Raw genomic sequence first — 21,654 nt, 5'->3', positions numbered from 1 at the left:
GGTCAGGTTTGACGGGCGGCCGCCGGTGATGCGGACTTCGCCGACGAGGCCTTCGTCGGCGAGGCCTGCTCGACGGGCTTGACGGTGGTATCCGGCGCGAACTGCGCGGCGTTGTCGACGATCACGCGCTCGCCGCCCGCGAGACCGCGCGTGATGCGCCAGTCGCGGCCGCTCATCCGGTCGGCGGCGACTTCGACGTCCTTCACCTTGCCGTTCTCGCCGACCACGCGCACCGACGTGCGATCGGCCGTGCGCAGCAGCGCATCGCGCGGCACGAGGATCGCGCGCTGGTCGACGGCCGCGTCGAGCGCGATCCGCACATACGCGCCCGGCAGCAGTTCGCGCTCGGGATTCGGGAACAGCGCGCGCATCGCGACGGTATCGGTGGTCGGATCGACCGCGAGATCGCTGAACAGCAGCTTGCCCTTCAGCGGATACGCGGTGCCGTCGGCGCGCAGCAGCGTCACCGTGACGTCGTGCTGCGCGATGCCCGTCGCGCGCCCGCTCTTCACCGCGCGGCGCAGTGCGTCGACGTCGGCCGCCGGCTGCGAGAAATTCACGTAGATCGGGTCGAGCTGCTCGACGGTCGTGAGCGGCGTCGCCTGGTCCTGGCCGACGAGCGCGCCTTCGGTCACGAGCGCGCGCCGGGCGCGGCCCGAAATCGGCGCGGTGACGGTCGCATAGTCGAGCTGCAGTTGCGCGCGGGCGAGCTCGGCCTGCGCGGACGCGACGTCGGCCTTCGCCTGCGTGTCGCCCGCGACGGCCTCGGTGTGATCGCGCTCGCTGACTGCGCGGTCGCGCACCAGGTCGTCGTAACGGCGGCGCTTGTCGCTCGCCGCGAGCGCGGCGGCCTGCGCCTTCGCGAGCGCCCCTCTCGCTGCGTCGCGCGCGGCCTTCAGCGGTGCGGGGTCGATGCGGAACAGCACCGCGCCCTGCTTCACTTCCTGGCCTTCCTCGTAAGTCCGCGCGGTGACGATGCCCGCGACCCGCGCGCGCACTTCCGCCTGCCGATATGCGTCGAGCCGGCCCGGCAATTCGACGGTCATCGGCACGGCCGTCGGACGCACCGTCACGACCGTCGCGTCCTGGATGGCCTCCGGCGCCTTGTCCGGTTCGCCCTTTCCGCAGCCGGTCGCGGCCAGCACGGCCGCGAGCGCGAACGACGCCAGCCGCAGGCGGCGCCCCAGGGAGCGTTTGTTATTCATGTGCTGACCTCGGATCGTTCGCCGCCGATACAATGCGGCGGCTCAGGGTGGCCGATTATAATCAGTCACGACTGATTAAATACAGGTGGTCGTCATCCGGCCGCCATACTGTCTCAACAAAACGACAGCGAACTGTAAGGAAATTCACGACATGGCCCGCAAGACCCGGGAAGAATCGCTCGCCATCAAGCACCGGATCCTCGACGCCGCCGAGCTCGTGCTGCTCGAAAAAGGCGTCGCGCAAACCGCGATGGCGGACCTCGCCGAGGCCGCCGGAATGTCGCGGGGCGCCGTGTACGGCCATTACCGCAACAAGATGGAAGTGTGTCTCGCGATGTGCGACCGCGCATTCGCGCGTACGTCGGAAGGGTTCGACGCGGTCGACAGCCTGCCCGCGTTCGCCACGCTGCGCCGCGCGGCATCGCATTACCTGCGGCAATGCGGCGAGCCGGGCGCGATGCAGCGCGTGCTCGTGATCCTCTATACGAAATGCGAGCAGAGCGAGGAGAACGGCGCGTTGCAGCGCCGCCGCATGCTGCTCGAGCTGCAGATGCTGCGCATCACCAAGGCGCTGCTGCGCCGCGCGATCGCGGCCGGCGAACTGGCCGCCGATCTCGACGTGCATCTCGCGGCCGTCCATCTCGTGTCGCTGCTCGAAGGCGTGTTCGCATCGATGATCTGGACCAACCGCTTGCGCGGCAATCTGTGGAACGACGCGGAAGCGATGCTCGACGCCGGCTTCGACGCGGTCAGGACATCCGCGGCGCTGCGCGTGCGCGCGCAAAAATTTCCTGTCTGACGAAAAGCCGCGCAATAAATGCTGATTTAACCCGATTTACCGCAGTGCGAAACGAATGAGCCGACCCTCTTTAAAATTTTTAACGTTTCGCGGAACATCGGTAGACTGACGCTGTCATCTTTCTTTAGCGTCTTCGTGATAAACCGGGTTCGACCCGGAAAGGTCACGCCGCCGTTCGAAGCGGGCCTGCCCGCGAGTTGGGTCGAACGGAAACGACACAGGCCCCCTGGCGGGGCCTGTTTTGTTGCACGCCCGTCGCCCGCCCCGTCGTCACCCGACGGATCTGCCGCCGATGGTTCACGCCCACACCTCTTTGAACCGCTTTTCCTGGATGTGGACACCTTTGGTCAAGCCTGCCGCAATTCCTGATGCTTTCGCGCCCGGGCGCGCGCAGCGCCTCGTGCGCGCGCTCGTGCCGGCCGCCGTGCTCGGCGCCCTCGCCGCCTTCGGTCTCGCCGCCGCGCTGCCGGCCGTCTCGCAACTGCCGGGCGCCGTCGACTCGGGCACGGCCGCGCTGCCGCAGCGCGTGCTGTCCGACACGCCGTTTCCCACCGCGCAGCATTTCGTGACGAGCGAACTCGCGCGCACGATCGGCGAGCGCAACGAACGCGACGAACGCCCCGACCGCAACCTGCAGCCGGGCCTGTTCGCGCCGCTCAGCGCGCACCGCAACGACATGCTCGGCTATACGAGCCTGTTCCAGCTCGCGCCGCCCGAGCAGCAGCACGGGATGCGCGCGGGCGACATCGAACTCACGCTGTCCGATACGCTGAACCGTCTCGACGTGCCGCCCGAAGTGCGCATCCAGCTCGGCGATCTCGTCACCGGCAAGGTCGCGCTGCGTGCCGGCGCGCAGCGCGGCGACTACTACCGCATCGCGTACGACACCAACAACGGCACGCCGCACCTCACCGCGCTCGAGCTGCGCGTCGCGGGCCGCACGTTCGGTGCGATCTGGTTCCGCGCGCCGGGCGCCGACCACGGCGCGTACTACACGCTCGACGGCGCGCCGCTCGAAGCGGCCGCGTTCACGATGCCGGTCAAATGGACGCGCATCAGCTCGTTCTTCGGCGAGCGCGTCCACCCGCTGTCGCAGGCGATGGCATTCCATACCGGCGTCGATCTCGCCGCGCCGTCAGGCACGCCCGTCAATGCGGCGGCCGACGGCGTCGTGTCGTTCGTCGGCACCGATCCGGGCGGCTACGGCCACTACGTGATCGTCGATCACGCCGACGGTTATTCGACCTACTACGCGCATTTGTCCGCGTTCGCGCGCGGGCTGAAGACCGGCGAAACCGTCAGGCAGGGCCAGCGCATCGGCTCGGTCGGGATGACTGGCGCGGCCACCGGTCCGCACCTGCATTTCGAAGTGCACGTCGCGAACGACCCGGTCGATCCGCTCGTCACGCTCGCGAGCGCGCAGACGGGGCTGTCCGACATGCAGCTCACTGCGTTCCGCCAGGAAGCGGCGCAATGGCGCTTCCGCCTCGCGTCGATCAGTACGACGCCGTTTGCATTTGCGCAGAGCGACGGCCCGCTGTGGGGCGACTTCGCGACCGGTCCGTCGACGCTGCGTTCGGTGTTCGATACGCACTACAGCGCGTCCTGACGCTGACGCGCTGAAGTGCTGAAGTTCTCAAGCACCGAAGTTCTGAAGCACCTTCACGCCCGTCGCCGCTCGCTCGGCGACGACGCGGCCCGCTGCGGATAGCCGCACGCTCTCACCTTCATCACCGGAAACGCGCCGCATGCATCGCACGCGGCGCGCACGCCGTCACCGCACCGGTTCCGTGCGTTCAGCCGCAGCCCGCGCGATGCGCTCCGCGCGAGGACGACGCGACAGCAACCAGCGCGCCGCACCGTCGAGCGACGTGCACAGCACCAGATAAATCGCCGCGACGAACAGGAAGATCGGCGCCGGATACACCATCAGCCGGTTGTTCACCTGCGTCGCGACGAACGACAGTTCCGGCACGCCGACGATATACGCGAGCGACGTGTCCTTCACGAGCGCGACCCACTGGTTGACGAACGACGGCGTCATGATCCGGATCGCCTGCGGCAGCAGCACGTAGCGCACGGTCTGCCAGCGCGTGAGTCCGAGCGACAGCCCCGCCTGCCACTGCCCGTCGCCGGCCGCGACGATGCCCGCATGCACCGCATGCGCGAGATACGCGCCGCCGATCAGCGCCAGCGCGCACACGACCGTCGCGAGCCCCGGCACGTCCATGTGCAGCAGCATCGGCATCAGGAAGTACGTCCAGAAGATCAGCATCAGCACCGGAATCGCGCGAAAGAAGCCGATGAACGCGAGCAGCAGCACGCGCAGCGGGCCGCGCGCGAGCGCCATCGCGACACCGAGCGCCACGCCCAGCACCGCCGATGCGATGGCCGACGCGATCGCCAGCACGAGCGACAGCGCGGCGCCGCCGAGCGGGCCATCCGGGAATGCGCCGACGAGCAGGTACGGCAGGTTGTCGAGCAGCAGCGAGAGATCCATCGTCAACGCCCCGCCCCGAGCCGGTCGCGCCATTGCGTGGCCGCGTAGGCACCGGCCTCGATCGCGGCCACCGCGGCGACGTACAGCACGGTCGCGACACCGAAGGCGGCAAAGGTCTTGAACGTCTCCGTCTCGACCTGCCGCGACGCGTACGACAGCTCGGCGACACCGATCGCCATCGCGAGCGACGAGTTCTTCACGAGATTCATGTATTGGCCGAACAACGGCGGCAGCGCGATGCGCACGGCCTGCGGCAGCACGACGTAGCGCAGCGACTGCATCGGCGTGAGGCCGAGCGCCGCGGCCGCATCATGCTGCGCACGGCGCACGCCGCGCAGCCCGGCTTCGCATTCCTCGGCGACGAACGCGGCCGTGTACGCGCTCAACCCGAACCAGCCCGCGACGAACTCGAACGACGGCCATGCGAGCGTGAACGGGCCCGCGCTCAGCTGATGGCGCGCGTTCAGCCATGCGACCCATGTGTCGGGCAGCAACGACGCGACGCCGAAATACCAGAACAGCAACTGCACGAGCAACGGCGTGTTGCGGAACGCGACGACATAGCCGGCCGCGAGCGTGCGCGGCGCCGTTCCGCGCGCATGCCGCATGACGGCGAGCAGCAGTCCGCCGACCGTCGCGGCGAGCGCCGACGCGGCCGCGAGGCCGAGCGTCAGCAGGAAGCCCTGCCAGAGCCAGGACAGATATTTGGGAGCCAAGCCGAGCATGGTGGTGCGGGCGCGAAGCAAGCGATCAAGAGAAACGAAAAACGCCGCGATCCCCACGCACCGGCACGACCGATGGCGGAGCGCGGCGCGTCCTGCATGCGACTCAGGTCTTGTCGCCGATGCGGAAGATGCGCGTGAGCGGCGTCTTCGTCGTCGGACCGAACCACGCGTCGTAGATCTGGCCCGCGCGGCCATTCGCCTCGAGCCCCTTGAGCGTGTCGTTGACGAAGCCGAGCAGGCGCGTCTCGCCCTTCGGCACGCCGACGCCCATGTAGTCGTTGGAGATCGTGAATGCCGGGATCTCGTAGTTCTGCCTGTCGGGCACGTTCGCGAGCAGGCCGATCAGCTTCGGCCCGTCCTGCGTGATCGCCTGCACGTTGCCGGCGCGCAGCGCGGCGAATGCGAACGGCGTGTCGTCGTACGCGACGATCGTCGCCTTCGGGAATTTCTCGCGCAGCGTGATCTCGTTCGTCGTGCCCTTGTCCGCGCCGACGCGCAAGCCGTTCAGCTGGTCGGCCGATTTCAGCACGCCCTTCTTCGCGAGAAACTGCTGGCCCGACGAGAAATACGGGATGCTGAAGTCGACCTGCTTCGCGCGCTCCTCGGTGATCGTGAAGTTCGCGAGCACCAGGTCGACCTTGCCGGAGGTCAGGAACGGAATGCGGTTCGCGGGATTGGTCGGCTGCAGCTGCAGCTTCACGCCGAGCTTGTCGGCCAGCGCCTTCGCATAGTCGACGTCGAGGCCGACGATGTGATTGCTCTTGCCGTCGACATAGCCGAACGGCGGATTGCTGTCGAAGGTCGCGACGCGCAGCACGCCGGCCTTCCTGATGTCGTCGAGGCGGTCCGCGTGCGCGACCGTGCCGGCCGTGACGAGTGCGGCCCCGACGAGCCACGTAGCGAGAGTGTGGAGTTTCATGAGCACGACCTGATTTGTTATGAAGGCCGGCGCGGATCGCGCGGCGGCCGGTTCGAGGAACATCGCGACGCTGTGTGTCGTCGCGAAGCCGCTAACGTATCAGCGCGTGCGGCGATTCCGAACCAACAAATGGTGCTTTGCTCTGCGGGTTTCGTGATGAGGCATGGCGCGCGCGCATCACCGCGATGCGTGATGCCATGCGCACTTTCATGGAAACGTAAACGAAAACTCCGCACCGCCACCGGCGTAACCGGGCGCCAGTTCGCTATCCGTGCCGGTGCGGATGTACTGGGCGCGCAGCGACATCACGGCGATATCTCCGGTGCGCCGCATCGGATACTGGGTGGCCGCGCCCGGTTCGTCGTAGGCTATCCGCTCGCCGGTCAGCGCGTTCGTCATCACGATGTTGAAACCTTGCGCGACCCTCTGACTGGCCGGTGCGCTCAACTGCAGCAGCGTGCGGTCCGCGTTAGGCTTGGCCGCCTTGTCGCGGAAGCTGATCGACGGTTTCGCCGCGGCAGCGCACTGACTGAGCGTGATATCGAAATCGACGGGCTTCGACGTCGCGTGCAGGCTGGGGAAATTGCTGATCGAGAAATTGCCGAGCGTCACCGGCACGATCATGTTCGACTGGATCTCGCAGCGATTCGGCACCGTGATCTGGCATTCACTGCCGATGCAGATGTTGCCGACGCCGACAAAGGTGCGCCTCTGCTTGCATCGATTGGGGGGGATGGTCTGTTCCGGCACCGTCACGTCGCCGCCGATCGATACGGCGCCTTTCGGGAGATCGACCGCATAGATCGCGACGGTCGGGTTGCCCGGCAAATTCCGGACGACCAGCTTGCCTTCCGGCAACTGTGACGCAGGCTTGCCGAGTACCAGGAACTGCCGGTAACGCATGATCTGGACATCGCCCTTGGTTCCACCACCCGCCGGATCGATGACTTCGGTTTTCCCGACGGCCATCGGAGAACCACTCTGCTGCAACGTTCGTTCGACGCCATCACCGGATACGCCAGCCCACTTGAAGCCGATACCGTCGACATTCGTTTGCGCGACACCGTCTGCAATCATGGTGCCCGGCATCCAGTGCCCGGCGTTCACCAGTTCGTGCGCGCCGTCGGCGCCCGGGCCGCCGTGGTTGAACGAAACGAACAACGAAACGGTACGTTGGTACAGGACCGAGCCGACCGGCGTCGCGCTCGTCAACGGCGTGACGAGTCGCCACGGCGTCGCCTCGACGTTGCTGAATGTGCAATCGAGCGCCGTTGAGGCGCCGGGCGCCGCGGCATGCGCTACCCAGGCAGACGCCGCGCACCCGGCCACCGCCAACCGAAGTATCCGCCGAGCTGTTCGCCCGAGCCCGCGCCACTGAATCCTTGTCATGATGTCTCTCACTGACTGGGCGGCGAGCGCCGCACGCCGGCAGCGTGCGTGCCCGCCGCCGGCTGCATTACTCGATCACGCCGAGGTTGAGCCCCGCGATCTTTTGCAGCGCCGCGTCGCCCGACGTCCCGCTGTTGCGGAACGTGCCCCGGTTGATGCCCACCAGACCGCCGAAGGTCTGACCCGACGATCCGTTGATCCGGCCGCTGGCGGCCGAACGCTCGACCAGCCCCGTGTTCAGGCCCACGAGACCGCCGAGCGTCGCATAGCAGCCGGCCCAGATCGCGCCCGACGCGGACACGTCGATCATCGTGCCCAGGTTTTCACCCGCGAACCCGCCGACCGTGCTCGACGAGCCGCCCTGGACCTTGCCGGTCGCCTGCGCCGTCGCAATCGTGCCCGACGACAGGTTGGTGCCGGCGAAGCCGCCCACCGACGCCCAGCTTCCGGCCGACACGTCGCCGCTCGCGTCGACGTCCATCAGTTCGGCCCCGTTGCTGCCGACAAAACCGCCCGTCTTGCTGTAATTGCCGCCGGTCGTCTTGCCGCGCGCAACCGCGTGGGAAATCCGGCCGCCGAAGTGACTGCCGACGAAACCGCCGTTGGTGCCTTGCCCGCCCGAGACCGCGCCATGCGCTTCCGCCATGTCGATGAGCGAGTCGATGCCCACGTTGATGCCGACGAAACCGCCCGTCGCACCGGTCGACGCGCTCGACACCGCGCCCAGCGCCTTGCTGTTGCGCACGATGCCCTGGTTCAGCCCGACGAAGCCGCCGGTTCCCTGTGCGTATCGGCCGTCGACGACGCCGGAGGCGATCGAATCGGTAACGGTGCCGGTATTGATCCCGACGAGCCCGCCCGCCATGCCGCTCGATCCCCCGGTCACGCGTCCCGACGCCGATCCGCCGTCGATCTCGCCGAGCAGGTTCGCACCCACGAGCCCGCCGACGTTCACGCCGGCAAGATTCGCTCCCGACGTGGAACCGAGGCTCGATGAGCGGAGAATCCTGCCGCCCCGGTTGACGCCGACGAGCCCGCCGATCGATGCCTGGTTCGACGCGCCGCCGGATACGGTCGCGTTCGCCGTGCTGTCGGCCAGCACGCTGTCAGGTCCATTCGTGCCGTTCTCGCCGACCAGTCCGCCAACCGCATACGACATGCCGTTACCTGTCACCGACCCGGCAAACGAGGTATCGCGGATCTCTCCGAGGTTGATGCCGGCCAACCCGCCCAGCGCATTGCTGCGATTGGCACCCGCGCTCACCTGCATGCCTGTCGCCGTCACGTTCGAGATCTTGCCGACGTTTTCGCCGACCAACCCGCCGATGGCGACCGGCCCGACCCCCGATGCCGCGCTGACGCGCAGCGACTTGAGCTTGAGATTGGCGATGGTGCCGGTGTTGCGGCCGAACAGGCCCGCATACGGGCCGCTGCTCGAGATGGTCAGGTTGCTGATCGTGTTGCCGAGGCCATCGAACGTACCGTAGAACGCCGTGCCGGAGCCGATGGTCTGGAACGCGCTGCCGTAGTACGTGCCGGCAATGTCGTTGCCGAGCACGTACAGCCCGCCGAGGTTCGAGCCGGCCGCCTGCAACTGGCCGAGCGTCTGGATCACGGTGTAGCGCTGGCCATTCGACTCGAAGCCCGCGCCGAGCCCCGACAACGTCACGGCCGCGCCGTTGGCGAGCGAATACCCGCCGACATGGTCCAGCGTGAACAGCGCATTCGCGCCCGTCAGCGAAATCGGCGCCGCGATCTGCACGCCCTGCCCGGATGCGATGTCGAGGCGCGCGTTCGCGCCCGTGGCTCGCAACGCGCCGTTGATCGCGACGTTGCCCTGCTTGCTGGCAAGACCCAGCCGGTTGCCGCTGGCCCAGGTCACCGGCCCGTCGACCGACAGCGTGCCGCGTTCGGCGACGAGTTCGACATGGGTGGTCGCAAGGTTGCGGGCCAACGTGTCGGCCACGATCGTACCCGGCTGGTTCGCGCCAGCCTTGACCTTCAGCTCGGACGACGCGATGCGCCAGGTACCGCCATACCCGTTGGTCGCACGGGTATCGACCATCGCACCGAGCGCCACCTTCACGTCGGCGCCCCGCGTCTCGATCGTGCCGCCGTTGCCCGGCGTCGCCGCGCTGGCGTTCAGGATGCCCGCGACGTTGACGATGCCTGCATCGTAACCGTCCAGCGTGATCCGGCCGGCCTTGTTCCTGAGCGTCTTCGCCTCGATGGTGCCCTGGTTGTTGACCACCGTGTTCAGCACCGCATCGGCCGTCTTCGCGCTCATCAGCACCTGCCCGCCGTCGGCCTTCAGTAGCTGCTCGTTGCTCACCAGCGCTGCGAGTATGCCCTTGTCGATCTGCACGCCGAGCAGCTTGCCACCGTCGAAATTCAACGTGACGTCGCTGCCCGCACCCAGCGCGACGGTGCCCATCTGCGCCTGGACGATACCGCGGTTCGTCACTTTCGCGCCGAGCAACGCGATCGCGCCGCCTTCGCCCGCGACGAGATTGCCGGCGTTCACCACCTCGCTTGACGATGAGCCTGCAAACCGGTAGCGGCCGGCCTCGAAGTCGTCGTTCTTGATTTCCAGCGTCGTCGCAACCAGCCCGCCCACGTCGACCTGCGCCCCCTTGCCGAACAGGATGCCGTTCGGATTGACGAGGAACACGCGGCCGTTCGCGTCGATGTTGCCCAGGATCGCGCTGGCGTCCTGCCCGACGACCCGGTTCAGCGCGATCGACGTCACGGACGGCTGGTTGAACGTGACGCGCTGCCCTTTGTCGATGTTGAACGACCGCCAGTTCGTCACCAGTTTGTCGCTATGCTGGTTGATCGACATCTGCTGACCGTTGTCGTAGCGAAGGATGTCCGCCTTCCCGGACAAGATCGTCTCGCCCACCGGCAGCGCATACACGGGCGCCAGCGTGCCGCCCGCGAGCAGTGCCAGCAACGCGACGACGTGCCTGCGCACCGCGGACTTGCCGCGCCGGCGTGCCCGCTCGCCGGCCACCTGCCAAGCGCCCTGCCCGGCGCTCCATACCAAAGCGTATGTCCTGTTCACTTTCGTTTTCCTTGTAGTAGTTGAATCCCTGCCGATGCCCCCGGCAGGACGGGTACTGCAAGCGTTGACGTACCGGCGCCCACTGCGGCGGCGAGCCGCGCCCGGTATTCGTGCGATGCGCCGCTGTCGTCGACGGCGTCGAACACGACCTCGCCCGGATGCGCGGCGGCCTGCGCACCGACCGGGATCTCGGCGCGACCGAACGGCGCGACATCCACCGCGCCGTTCGCAAGCCCGATGGATTCGCCATCCAACGTCACGCGCGTGAGGGTCACGTAATACGGGGTGGGGTTGATCGCGACGATCGACGAGGCCGCCTTCGTGCCGCCCTGCGTCCAGGCGAGCCGGTTCGGTGCGTGTTCGGAGTCCCCCTCGAGACCCGCCGGCCGATACAGCAGCTTCATCCTGAGCCGGTACGCGATGCGCAGCATGTGATCGCCCGCCGACGCGGCCGGCGGTACTTCGAGCAGGTTGATCCAGAAGCACGATTCCCGATCCGGTGCGAGATCGCCGCCGATGGACTGCACGCGGATCGACAACGGCTGCGCCGGATCGAGTCTCGCGAGCGGTGGCGCGACGACGAACGGCACACGCAGGCGGCTCGGGTCGGCGTTCGCGTCGCCATCGTCCAGCCAGGCCTGCACGAGGATGGGTGCCGGCCCGCCGTTGCGCGCGAGTATCGCGAGCGAACGCGCGTCGCCCGGATAAACGAAGCGGGTTCCGATCACGGAAAGCGCCGCCTCGCACCGAACCGTCGCGATGCTCGCCACGCATGCCAACACCGCCACGCACACGAAGCGAACGGTGCCGGCCCGCCCGCGTGAGCGGCATCGCGCGATGCGGATGACAGCGTCGACAGGAAAGACGGCGCGCTGCATCGGACTAACGCTCCCCGACACGGCCGGCGGACGATGCGGCGGCCAGTGGAGGCGCCGTCGACACACGGCAGGTGCCGGTCATCGGCACGTAACCACTGCCCGTGCGCTGTGCTGCCGGCACCGAATAATCGATCACGCACTGCTGGTCGGGACGCGCCCCCCATTCGACGCGGATCCGACCGTCGTTCTCGGCACCGCGCACGAACAGGCGGCTGCCCTGGCCGACCACGCCGAGCGCGGCGCCGGTGCGCGCGTCGAGCGCGCGTGCCGCGAACGGGAGCGGCCGACCGTCGTCGGTCTGCGCGTCGATCAGCAACGCACGCGCCTTCAGCGTGTCGTACGACAGCATGACGACGGAGCCCGCGCGCGGGGCAACGCTGCGCGAAACGGTCTTCAGTTCGACATCATCCGGGACGTCCTTGGGATCGATGTCGACCTTGTTGAGCTGATACGGGATGAGGCTCGGTACGATCGCGTAGCCGAACCGGTCGACGCGTGCGCTCGTATTGGCGACCAGCGCACCGCGCGCGTGCGGCGCGTGCACGACGCCGATCGTCTCGCTCAGCGTGGGCGCCGCCGTCAGACCGCCCGGGTGCAGCACCAGGCCGCCCGTCGCGTTCGCCGATGCCTGCTGGTATTCGCGCCCGAGCCCGAAATTCGCCGACAGCGACATCGACGGCAATTGATAGCCGATGCCGACGCCGCCTGACGCCGCGCGGTTGTTGCCGTCGTAGCTCGACGACAACGAATACGACCCGTCGCTCCGCTCGCCGAATCGGCCGGCCACGCTCGCCGTGGCGCTCGTGCCGGCGCTGCTGTCGTGTGTGACGAGCGTGCTGAAGATCGGCGCGCGCCGCGTGTTGTGCCCCAGCGGGATCGATACGTTCACGCTCACGAGCGTGCTGCCCGCCTCGCCGCCGGACGACGGGCCGCGTGCGGACAGGTTGCGCACACGCTGCACCGACGCGGTCAGCGTGGCGTCGCGCCATTGCGTGCTGTAGCCGAGCGTGAAACTGAGCGACTGCCCGCCCCCCGCCCAGTAGCTGAGCGCCGATCCGTTCGCGTAAACGTTGCCCGATCGCCCGATCTGTTGACTCACGTTGAGGTCGACTCGATTGCGCAGCCGCGGAAACGCTTCGGCGCCGGCGCCCTGGTCGCCCCTGCCGTTCAGCAGCAACGCGTCGCGCAGGCCGAGATAGCCTTTCGTCGAGTAGCGATAGGCGAGCAGCGAAAAGTTCGTGCCGCTGTTCGGCAGGTTCTTGCTGTACGACACGCGGATACTCGACCCGGTCAGACGGTCACCGCCTGGCGGCTGGGTCCGCGCGATCGTGACGTCCGCCGCGAAGCCGCCAATCGACGTGTTGAGCGCGGCACCCATCAGCACCGACTGGTAGCGATTCGCAAACGCGGCGCCTCCGTAGGCCGTCACCGTATTGCTGACGCCACGCTGCACCGTGAACTGGCCGACGTATTGCGTGCCGATATCGCCGCCGAGTTCGATTGCCCGTCCCGCCATCGCGCTGAACCGCGTGCTGCCGGGACGCAACAACTGGACCGTCGTTGCGAACGGCACCACGAAACTGCGCGTTTCGCCGTTCGCTTCGGTCACCGTCACGTTCAGGTCGCCGCCGTAGCTCATCGCCTGAAGGTTCTCGATCGCGAACGGCCCGGGGGCGACGGTCGTCTCGTGAACGAGGTAGCCGCGCTGATAGATCGACACCTTCGCGTTCGTCTGTGCAATGCCTCGCACGATCGGTGCGTAGTAGCGCTGCTCGTCGGGCAGCATCCGGTCATCGCTGGCCAGTTGCACGCCTCGAAACGATATGGCGTCGAACAGTGCACCGCTGGTCGAACTCTCGCCCGCCAGCAACTGCGCACGCCATTCGGGCAGATCGGTTTGTGCATAGACGTAACCGCGCTGGTAGCGCGCGCCACCGCGCTGCGACCAGGTCAGGTTGCCGTTGTGGCGAATCCGGAAGCGCCCTGCGCTCGCCGCCATCGAAAGGCCGGTGTAGAGCTGCGAGAACTCGTCGCCGCCGGAGCGCGTCGTGAACGCGCTGACGTTGTAGTTCAGCAACGCAGCCGGCACGCCGTTCGTCCAGTTTGCCGGGTCGACATAGGTGCTGTGGCTGGCCCGCCGCATATAGAACTGCGGCACCGTCAGATACAGTTTCTGCTCCGCCGGATCGAACGACAGCACAGCACCGGGCACGTACCGGGAAGGCGCGTCGCAGAACAGCGCGTCGGGCATCGGATTCGGCGGCTGGCTGCCGTCCTGGCCTCGCTCGCTCCGGTCGAGGTCGACGCCGGCCCGCTGCAGCAGCAGGCGGTCGTAGCACGGCCGCACGTCGCCGTGCTCGTCACGCCGGAACGTGATCTCCTCGACACCGCGCCACTGCCCGTTGACGATCAGATCCGCACGATGCTGGCCCGGTACGATGCCGTTCGGCCGCTCGAACGGCGTCGTATCGATCGGCTCACTGCCCGGGCCACGCATCAGCATCGAATCGTCGAAATGCGTCGCGCCAGCAGGCGGGAGAATCGGCGATGCGCCCGCGCCTGCATGGCGTGCGTTGTCCGGCTCGATCGCGTCCGCGACAGCGTTTGCGCTCGCCGACATCGCTACCGAAGCAAATACCGAAGCGACTGCCAGCAGGCAAGGACGCCGCGCGGGTCGCGGGACGGGTCCGGATGTGAATGACGAACGTGAACCTTCTAAACTCCGCATGTCGATACAGTTATTTCGCATACCGAATCTCTCGCATCTCATTGCCACCTCGGATTCGACATGCAGGATCATGCCTCTGGCGCGTTGCGTGGACCGACTGCTCAGTCGGTCAGTTTTTTGGTTATCGTGCTGCGCCCGCCGTAGTCGTCGATGACCATGTATCGCACGGCCACGGGGCGATGCGATCGTGCGGCGACACCCGGCAACGGGAAACGCTGGGTGCCAAATGGCACGACCATCCCGCCGCCGGCCGGGATGAAGGTTCCGCCGACATCGCCTTCAACCATCCCGAACGAGACGTAATAGGGTGTCGGATTGGAAACGTCGAGCGACACCTGTCGCTCGTTCGCATGCGACGTACTGGCTGATACCTTCCAGACCAGTTTGGCCGGCGCGGTCTCGACGTCGTTCGCAAGCGCCGCGGGCCGGTAGAACAATTTGATGCGAGTCCGGAAAGCGAAGCGCAGCAGGTTGTCCGTGTCCTGCTCCGCCGCAGGCACCTCGAGCACATTGAGCCAGAACACCGACTCACGGTCGGCGGGCAGCGGCTCCTGCATGTTCGTGATGCGCAGCACCGCGCCCCGCCCCGCTTCGACGCGTACCAGCGTCGGCGCGACGATGAACGGCGTGCGCATCTGCTCCGGAGGCACGTTGGCGCGACCGTCGTCGATCCAGCTCTGTGCGAGCACCGGCGCGGTGCCGGAATTTTCCATCCGGACGGTCACGTCGCGGGCATGCTCAGGGAAAATCACGCGGGTGCCGTCCAGCAGAAGCGCTGCCTGCGCCATCGCGGCGCAGGCAGCCCACGCCACGAAGCCGGCCACGGATGCTAAATAAGGATTACGAATTGACAAGGCCATGACGTGGAACGGGAAATGCACCGATCAGTGGTAAGCGAGCGTGTACCGAATGAACGAGTTGCCCGAGCCGGTCTTGATCGCGGCCGGTTCGGCGGTCGATACGTAAGCCGCCGAGTACGTCAGGGTCGCCGTGTTTTTGTCGATGGTCGCGACCTGCGCGTCCGCCAGATTCTGCGGCTTGCCAAGCACGATCTTGCCGGTCTTGCCGTTGCCTGCATCGCTGATCTGGATCTCGACGCCCTCCGCCGGCTTGGTCCCGATGAGCTTCAGGTTGCCGGTTTCCGGGTTGACGTTGACCGAAACCGGATCGAAATCGATCACGACCTTGGTGCCGTCCGCACAACCCGCGTTGCCGCCAAGTACCAGGCTGAACGGGACAGGCTCCGACGTCGCGCCGATCTTGTCGAACTTGCTCGGGCTGATGCGGTCGCCGAGTTGCACTTCCTTCCGGTTGCCGGCGCCGGGCGCTGCGCCGTTGATGTTGCAGGTGACGTCGGAGATGCTGCCGTAGAAGGCGAGCTCGCCGTCGAACGCGTGGGAAACCGACGGTACCAGCGCGGCGCTCGCGATGCCGGCTGCAACGCAACCCCGAAGCAGATTCATTTTCATCGTTGAATTCCTCTAAAAGCAGACGTTTTTCTCGAAACAACTCGATCGCCATGCAGGCACCTCACTACCCGCAGCCGGATCGAATCGCCCTATTCCGAATAAGCGAATGATTCCATCCAGAAAAATGACGACCGAGTCATTCTATTTTCGAATGCAGATTCCCGATATCGTACAAGTAAGAATTATTGGATTGATTTTCACTCACCCGGAATTCAGATTCAGACATATGCCGACGGCCGTCGCTCCCGTCTGTTTGAAGCGCTTGTCGCGGATCGTCTCGCCGGATCTCCAAATCGACCGCCCGCCAGAAGCGATGGCCAGCGATGCGGCACGATGCGCCGCGGACAGCCAAAGAAACCTACACCAATCGTCAAGATTATTGAAAGCCAATAATCCCTCGCCTTCCGGACGAAGTAATTTGAAATTTATTTCTAGAGCCGATCGGATATAGGACAAGTCAAATGCCCGAACGCTCCAAGGATTTTCGTTTCGCCGCGGAATTGGCCATACGGAATAGCCATTGCGTCCAAATTCGACTTTCGATCGCGATTCGCCATGGCGATCCGGAATTTTCCGCATAATCACATCGACGAACGCTCCGTCACGGACGCGTCTCATTCCGCAACCGCCCAGTCGTCGTCTGGCGAGCGATGCATGGTTTGTTTCGAGGGTGATGTCCGGCGCGCGTTCGTCCGCACCGACATCCGCTGCCGGTCGGTGTTTTCGCCGGTGTTCGGCGCAAGTGCCGCGAGGTACACGAGACGCGTGACATTCGCAAGTCGTCCGCTTCACTGGTCGCTGCGCCATCGTGCAAGCGACCGACCGGCAGCACCGATCCGCCCTGCTGCGCGAGCATCTGGCGCGGCACTCGGCGTCGCCGTCGAGCAACGTCGGCGACAGTTCGACCGCGTGCATAGACGCATGTCGTCTGGATACCGGCACGACGAGCGTGTTGCCCCCTCCTGGCGTCGCCCCGGAAGCCCTGAGCAAGGCGACCGCAAGTTTGCTCATCGTGTCTTTGACTCGGCACGGGCATGACGTGCATCGCATCGCCATCCACTCGGTCGGCCGCAGGCGGCCCCGTCACCGCGGACCGGGACCGTCGCGATGACATGCAGCAAGCGCCCATGGGCAAGCAAGCCGCCACGCGGCACCGGCCCTGCCTCGGCTTGCGAACCGCGCGGCGCGCAAAAAAAGACGCCCGCTGCACGCAGCGGGCGCGAATCCCAGTCAAGGAGGTGTCACACGAACTACGAGTTCAGATTAAGGAAATCGCCTGCAACAAACAACGAATCGATTTCAATATCGATATGACGGGATGCACGCATGCCGGCACGCCCAGCGTCGAGCAGCGGATGCCACCGCCGTGTCGCCGCCGTGACGGCTCCGCCCGTGAAATCGCACGCCGCAAAAAAACGTCCCGCCGGCTGGCGGGACGTTCGTCATGATGCGGATGCGCGCGCCGCGCAATCGATCACGGTTCGTGACGCAGGTACCCTTCCTTGCTCGGATCGCGCATCCGCCACGACACGATCAGCGAGATCGCGCACAGCACCGTCACGTACCAGTAGAAGGTTTCCTCGCTGCCGATCGACTTGAACCACAGCGCGACGTACTCGGCCGAGCCGCCGAAGATCGCGTTCGCGACCGCATACGACAGGCCGACGCCCATCGCGCGCACTTCCGGCGGGAACATCTCGGCCTTGATGAGGCCGCTGATCGACGTGTAGAAGCTGACGATCGCCAGCGCGATCGTGATCAGCACGAACGCGGCCGTCGGGCTCGTGACGGTCTTCAGCGCGTGCATCAGCGGCACCGTGCCGATCACCGCGAACGTGCCGAACAGGATCATCGACGTGCGGCGGCCGATCTTGTCGGACAGCGCGCCGAACACCGGCTGGATCAGCATGTACACGAGCAACGCGACGGTCATCACGTTGCTGGCCGTCTTCGCATGCATGCCGGCCGTATTCACGAGGTACTTCTGCATGTACGTCGTGAAGGTGTAGAAGATCAGCGAGCCGCCGGCCGTGAAGCCGACCACCGTGAAGAAGGCGCCCTTGTGCTGCCACACGCCGCGGATCGTGCCCGCGTCCTTCTTGTCACGCGATGCGCTCGTCGACGTCTCGTCGAGCGATTTGCGCAGGTACAGCGAGATCAGCGCGGCCGCCGCCCCGCAGACGAACGGAATGCGCCAGCCCCACGCCTTCAGCTCGTCGTTCGACAGCGCCTGCTGCAGGATCACGAGTACCAGCAGCGCGCACAGCTGGCCGCCGATCAGCGTCACGTACTGGAACGACGCGAAGAAACCGCGCCGCCCCTTCAGCGCGACTTCGCTCATGTAGGTTGCGCTCGTCCCGTATTCGCCGCCCACCGACAGCCCCTGGAACAGGCGCGCGACCAGCAGCAGCGCCGGCGCCAGCGCGCCGATCTGCGCATAGGTCGGCAGCACCGCGATCACGAGCGAGCCGCCGCACATCATCAGCACCGAGATCATCATCGCCGTGCGACGGCCGTGACGGTCGGCGATGCGGCCGAACAGCCAGCCGCCGATCGGACGCATCAGGAAGCCGGCCGCGAACACGCCGGCCGTGTTCAGCAGCTGCGTGGTCGTGTTGCCGCTCGGGAAGAACGCCGGTGCGAAGTACAGCGCGCAGAACGAGTAGATGTAGAAGTCGAACCACTCGACGAGGTTGCCCGACGAGGCGCCGACGATGGCGAACACGCGCCGCCGGGTGTCATGCGCGGACAGCGCAGCTTGGTCGGTCTGGACGTCCATGGGTTGGTCTGTTCCTTTTAGTGCTTTCTGGGCGAGACGGCTCGCGGGCCGTCGCGTACGGTCGCACGTGGCACCGGTTCCGGCGGCACGGCGCTACGGGATTTTAGCGAAATGTAAAGTAACGGGCTTTCCGGGTTCGTCCGGATGTAGAAAATTTTTCTCCCGGTACGCGTTCGTCATATGAAAACGCCAGCCCTCAGGCTGGCGTCCGATGCAAACTGCTCTCGGGCGATCGTCAGACGCGCACCTCCGGCGGCACGTAGCGGCACTCGTAGCGCTTGCGCACGGTCCCGGCCTCGTCGACGCTTTCCAGGAACACGTCGAACTGCCAGAGCCGCGCCATGTGCTTGAGCACTTCCTCGCTGTCGTTCGACAGATGGCGGTTGTCGGTCATGAAATGGCGCAGCGTGAGGCTGCGGTCGCCGCGCGTGTTCACGGCCCACACCTGGATGTTCGGCTCGCGGTGATGGATGTCGTACTGCCGCGACAACGCCTGCCGCACGTACTGGTAGCCGGACTCGTCGTGGATCGCCGACACCTCGAGCGAATCGCGCATGTCGTCGTCGAGCACCGAGAACAGCCGCATCTCGCGGATCAGGTTCGGCGACAGGTACTGCGCGATGAAGCTCTCGTCCTTGAAGTTGCGCATCGCGTAGTGCATCGCCGGCAGCCACGGGGTGCCCGCGATCTCCGGAAACCACTTGTAGTCCTCTTCCGTCGGCGCCTCGCAGATCCGGCGGATGTCGCTCATCATCGAGAAGCCGAGCGCATACGGGTTGATCCCGCTGTAGTACGGCTTCGTGACGGGCGGCTGGTAGACCACGTTGCTGTGCGAGTGCAGGAACTCCATCATGAAGCCGTCTTCCAGCTTGCCCTGGTTGTACAGCGTATTCAGCAGCGTGTAGTGCCAGAACGTCGCCCAGCCTTCGTTCATCACCTGCGTCTGCCGCTGCGGATAGAAGTACTGGCCGATCTTGCGCACGATGCGGATCACTTCCCGCTCCCACGGCTCGAGCAGCGGCGCGTTCTTCTCCGCGAAATACAGCAGGTTCTCCTGCGGCTCCGGCGGATAGCGTCCTTCCTGCTCCTCCATCTGCTCGGGCTTCTTGCCCGGCAGCGTGCGCCACAGCTCGTTGACCTGCGACTGCAGATACGCCTCGCGCTCGCGCCGCAGCGCGGCCTCCTTCGACAACGACGGCTTCTGCGGCCGCTTGTAGCGGTCGACGCCGTAGTTCATCAGCGCATGGCACGAATCGAGCAGTTCCTCGACGCGATCGAGGCCGTAGCGCTCCTCGCATTCGGCGACGTAGTTCTTCGCGTACACGAGATAGTCGATGATCGCGTGCGCGTCGGTCCACAACCGGAACAGGTAGTTGCCCTTGAAGAAGGAGTTGTGCCCGTACGCCGCGTGCGCGATGACGAGCGCCTGCATCGTCATCGTGTTCTCTTCCATCAGATACGCGATGCAGGGATTCGAGTTGATGACGATTTCGTACGCGAGGCCCATCTGGCCGCGGCGATAGCTTTTCTCGGTCGCGAGGAAGTGCTTGCCGAACGACCAGTGGCGATAGTTGACCGGCATCCCGACCGACGCGTACGCATCCATCATCTGCTCGGCGCTGATCAGCTCGAGCTGGATCGGATAGATGTCGAGCTCGTACTGCTCGGCGACCTGCGAGATGTGCGTGTCGTATTCCTCGAGCAGCTCGAACGTCCAGTCGGACGGGCACGGCAGCGGCTTGCGTTCGGCAACGTTCATACGCGCTTCCTTCTGCCCGGCACCGGGCAAGTCGGCGGCCGGCGCCGCCGGTTCGGTCCGGCCGCTTTGCTGCGATGCGGCAGGGCCGGCCGTGTCGTCGCCGGAAGGGCGCGGCGCGTAGCCGCGCGACTCGTTGTGCAGATGGCGGGTCGTCATGACATTTCCACCTGCTTTTCGAACAATTCGCGAAACACCGGGTAAATATCGGCAGCCGATTCGACTTTCTTCATCGCGAGGTGCGGTTGCGACAGCGCCAGCTGTGCGTACTCCAGCCACAGGTTCTGCTCTTCCGGGGCGACCTGGATATACGCGAAGTAACGCGTCTTGGTGAGGATATCCTCTTCCAGGATTTTGCGACACTTCGGCGAATCGTCAGTCCAGTTGTCGCCGTCGGACGCCTGCGCGCCGTAGATGTTCCACTCGGTCGGCGAGTAGCGCTCGTTCATCACCTTGCGCATCAGTTCGAGCGCGCTCGACACGACGGTGCCGCCGCTTTCGGTCGAATGGAAGAAGGTGTCCTCGTCGACCTCCTCGGCGCGCGTGTGGTGACGGATGAACACGACCTCAATGCGCTCATAGTTGCGCTTCAGGAACAGGTACAGCAGGATGAAGAAGCGTTTCGCGAGATCCTTGCGCTGCTCGTCCATCGAGCCCGACACGTCCATCAGGCAGAACATCACGGCCTGGCTCGACGGTTGCGGCTGCTTCACGCGGTTGATGTAGCGCAGGTCGAACGGATCGATGAACGGGATCCGCCAGATGCGCCCCTTCAGATGATGGATCTCGGCCTCGAGCGTCGCGATATCCTCGCGACGGTCTTCCGGATCGAGCTTCATCACCTCGAGCCGCGCTTCGAGTTCGCGCAGCTCGTTGACGAGCGGCGAACCGAGCGCGATGCGTCGCCCGAGCGCGCTGCGCAGCGAGCGCACGACGTCGATGTTGTTCGGCGTGCCTTCCGCCGACCAGCCCGCGCGCACGTTCTTCCAGCTCGGCACCGTCAGCAGGTGCGTCTTCACGAGGCGCGGCAGTTCGAGGTCGTCGAAGAAGTACTGCATGAATTCGTCGCGGGACAGCTCGAACACGAAGTCGTCCTGCCCTTCGCCTTCGTTGCTCGCCTGACTGCCGCCGCCGCCCGAGCCGCCCTGCGGACGCGGAATCTTGTCGCCGCGCACGTAGTCCTCGTTGCCCGGGTGCACGTATTCGCGACGCCCGCCCGGCGCGTGCCGGAAATTCGGCTCGGCGATGTCCTTGCGCGGAATCGTGATGCTTTGCGTGCTCTGGATATCCTTGATGCTACGGTCGCGCACCGCGTCGGACACGGCACGACGAATGTAGTTCTTGACGCGACGCAGAAAGCGTTCGCGGTTGGCGATGCTCTTGTTCTTGCCGGCCAGCCTGCGGTCGATGATTTGATGAAGCACTCCCGGTCTCCCGCTCGAA

General features: G+C 66.0%; 16 protein-coding genes. 3 read left to right on the top strand and 13 right to left on the bottom strand.

All coding sequences use genetic code 11. The features are described 5' to 3' along the window. Nucleotides 1-2 precede the first annotated feature (2 nt). Complete coding sequence (locus tag DID98_RS07425) at nucleotides 3-1,205, bottom strand: MexX/AxyX family multidrug efflux RND transporter periplasmic adaptor subunit (protein WP_124570464.1); 1,203 nt, start codon at nucleotides 1,203-1,205, stop codon at nucleotides 3-5. Between the two features lie 151 nt (nucleotides 1,206-1,356). Here DID98_RS07425 and DID98_RS07420 point away from each other — a divergent pair, with 151 nt between their 5' ends. Then, nucleotides 1,357-2,004: a TetR family transcriptional regulator gene (locus DID98_RS07420; RefSeq protein WP_124485531.1), complete on the top strand. Its 648-nt coding sequence runs from the start codon at nucleotides 1,357-1,359 to the stop codon at nucleotides 2,002-2,004. A 331-nt stretch (nucleotides 2,005-2,335) separates the two neighbouring features. After that, nucleotides 2,336-3,613: a M23 family metallopeptidase gene (locus DID98_RS07415; RefSeq protein WP_124570463.1), complete on the top strand. Its 1,278-nt coding sequence runs from the start codon at nucleotides 2,336-2,338 to the stop codon at nucleotides 3,611-3,613. Nucleotides 3,614-3,778: 165 nt separating this feature from the next. On the opposite strand, the gene DID98_RS07410 is transcribed toward DID98_RS07415, so the two are convergent. The 9 genes from DID98_RS07410 to DID98_RS07370 form a co-directional block, all read right to left on the bottom strand. Next, the gene (locus tag DID98_RS07410) at nucleotides 3,779-4,504 is read right to left on the bottom strand and encodes an amino acid ABC transporter permease (RefSeq protein ID WP_044843594.1); all 726 of its coding nucleotides are present in this window, start codon (nucleotides 4,502-4,504) and stop codon (nucleotides 3,779-3,781) included. A 2-nt stretch (nucleotides 4,505-4,506) separates the two neighbouring features. Further along, nucleotides 4,507-5,229: an amino acid ABC transporter permease gene (locus DID98_RS07405; protein ID WP_124522206.1), complete on the bottom strand. Its 723-nt coding sequence runs from the start codon at nucleotides 5,227-5,229 to the stop codon at nucleotides 4,507-4,509. 103 nt (nucleotides 5,230-5,332) lie between these two features. Beyond that, the gene (locus tag DID98_RS07400; RefSeq protein ID WP_124570462.1) at nucleotides 5,333-6,148 is read right to left on the bottom strand and encodes an ABC transporter substrate-binding protein; all 816 of its coding nucleotides are present in this window, start codon (nucleotides 6,146-6,148) and stop codon (nucleotides 5,333-5,335) included. Between the two features lie 207 nt (nucleotides 6,149-6,355). After that, nucleotides 6,356-7,537 (bottom strand): fimbrial protein, encoded by a 1,182-nt coding sequence (locus DID98_RS07395; protein WP_124570461.1) that lies wholly within the window; start codon nucleotides 7,535-7,537, stop codon nucleotides 6,356-6,358. 67 nt (nucleotides 7,538-7,604) lie between these two features. Continuing rightward, nucleotides 7,605-10,601, bottom strand: a complete 2,997-nt coding sequence (locus DID98_RS07390; RefSeq protein ID WP_124570460.1) for a GLUG motif-containing protein — start codon at nucleotides 10,599-10,601, stop codon at nucleotides 7,605-7,607. After that, nucleotides 10,598-11,479 carry a molecular chaperone gene (locus DID98_RS07385; protein WP_124570459.1) on the bottom strand — a complete coding sequence of 294 codons (882 nt, stop codon included), beginning with the start codon at nucleotides 11,477-11,479 and terminating at the stop codon, nucleotides 10,598-10,600. Before DID98_RS07385 ends, DID98_RS07390 begins: the two co-directional genes overlap by 4 nt. Nucleotides 11,480-11,483: 4 nt before the next feature. Continuing rightward, on the bottom strand, nucleotides 11,484-14,279 hold the full coding sequence (locus tag DID98_RS07380) for a fimbria/pilus outer membrane usher protein (RefSeq protein WP_260428055.1): 2,796 nt from the start codon (nucleotides 14,277-14,279) through the stop codon (nucleotides 11,484-11,486). Nucleotides 14,280-14,308: 29 nt separating this feature from the next. After that, nucleotides 14,309-15,088, bottom strand: a complete 780-nt coding sequence (locus DID98_RS07375; protein WP_260428054.1) for a molecular chaperone — start codon at nucleotides 15,086-15,088, stop codon at nucleotides 14,309-14,311. Nucleotides 15,089-15,091: 3 nt separating this feature from the next. Continuing rightward, complete coding sequence (locus DID98_RS07370; protein ID WP_124570458.1) at nucleotides 15,092-15,676, bottom strand: fimbrial protein; 585 nt, start codon at nucleotides 15,674-15,676, stop codon at nucleotides 15,092-15,094. 1,127 nt (nucleotides 15,677-16,803) lie between these two features. On the opposite strand from DID98_RS07370, the gene DID98_RS07365 reads away from it, so the two are divergent. Further along, a complete protein-coding gene (locus tag DID98_RS07365) occupies nucleotides 16,804-17,124 on the top strand; it encodes a hypothetical protein (RefSeq protein ID WP_124570457.1) in 321 nt (106 codons plus the stop codon). 26 nt (nucleotides 17,125-17,150) lie between these two features. On the opposite strand, the gene DID98_RS07360 is transcribed toward DID98_RS07365, so the two are convergent. The 3 genes from DID98_RS07360 to DID98_RS07350 all read right to left on the bottom strand — a co-directional run bounded on the left by DID98_RS07360 (nucleotide 17,151) and on the right by DID98_RS07350 (nucleotide 21,635). Then, nucleotides 17,151-18,455, bottom strand: coding sequence for an MFS family transporter (locus DID98_RS07360; RefSeq protein ID WP_124485536.1), 1,305 nt, complete (start codon nucleotides 18,453-18,455; stop codon nucleotides 17,151-17,153). Between the two features lie 235 nt (nucleotides 18,456-18,690). After that, the gene (locus DID98_RS07355; protein WP_044843597.1) at nucleotides 18,691-20,370 is read right to left on the bottom strand and encodes a SpoVR family protein; all 1,680 of its coding nucleotides are present in this window, start codon (nucleotides 20,368-20,370) and stop codon (nucleotides 18,691-18,693) included. After that, nucleotides 20,367-21,635: a YeaH/YhbH family protein gene (locus DID98_RS07350; RefSeq protein ID WP_044843598.1), complete on the bottom strand. Its 1,269-nt coding sequence runs from the start codon at nucleotides 21,633-21,635 to the stop codon at nucleotides 20,367-20,369. Before DID98_RS07350 ends, DID98_RS07355 begins: the two co-directional genes overlap by 4 nt. Between the last annotated feature and the right edge of the window lie 19 nt (nucleotides 21,636-21,654).

The organism is Burkholderia sp. Bp8984, from assembly GCF_003853755.1.
Taxonomy (GTDB): Bacteria; Pseudomonadota; Gammaproteobacteria; order Burkholderiales; family Burkholderiaceae; genus Burkholderia.
The sequence above is the reverse complement of the archived record's forward strand: the minus strand, read 5'-3'. Positions and strand labels throughout refer to the sequence as shown.